At 47.8% G+C, this 689-nt stretch carries 1 protein-coding gene; it reads left to right on the forward strand.

The genetic code is table 11. From position 1 onward, the window contains the following. Positions 1–689 (forward strand): hypothetical protein (locus A1OO_RS22625; RefSeq protein WP_016959321.1); only part of this gene is annotated, 689 nt, incomplete at both ends.

A 689-nucleotide genomic window follows, 5' to 3' on the forward strand; every position in this document is an offset into this window, starting at 1 on the left:
GCCAGTGAGCGTGAAGAATACCATTCTCGTGCGCAGTTTAGCTCCCCAAGCATGTCTTATGACCGTATCACCGATCGTCTGTACTATATCAGCGCCCCTCAGCCTACGTCCTACCATGTTCAAGGTCCTGATGCTGACGTTTCAACTGAAGAGTTCAAAAATCTAGATTTGCACGCAAAAACCGTTGCCGCATACCAACTTTCTTATATGGACCCCGCCACTGGGGAACATGTCGCGGGTCCAACAGTGAAAAAGCAAATTCTACGCATGGCGTTTGATCCAGACAGTGGCGAGTTATTTGCTTCTGATGCACAAACCATTTTCAAAGTTGACCCTGTTACTGGCGACATCACGCAACTTGGCAATTTCGAGAATAGCCTCAAGTTTGGTGGTTTTACTAACTGGGGTGACTTTGTCTTCCAAGACGGCGAGTTGTTGTTTGTGACCAATGGTCGCACCTTTACCGTTGATACTTCAACGGGCGCACAAACACTCAAAGGCTTCCACTTCATCGATTTCGTCGCTGCGGCAACATTGGATCAAAACGGTCAAATGCTGGTTGCAGCGAAAAACCAAAACGTCTCTGGCAATGTAAACAGCAACATTCTTTATCGCATCAAGCCGTCTACTGGCGAGAAAAAACGTGTAGGACTGTTTCCAAGTCGCATCAGTGCCATGGCAACCGTGAC

Source organism: Enterovibrio norvegicus FF-33 (assembly GCF_000286835.2).
In the GTDB taxonomy this organism is placed as follows: Bacteria; Pseudomonadota; Gammaproteobacteria; order Enterobacterales; family Vibrionaceae; genus Enterovibrio; species Enterovibrio norvegicus_A.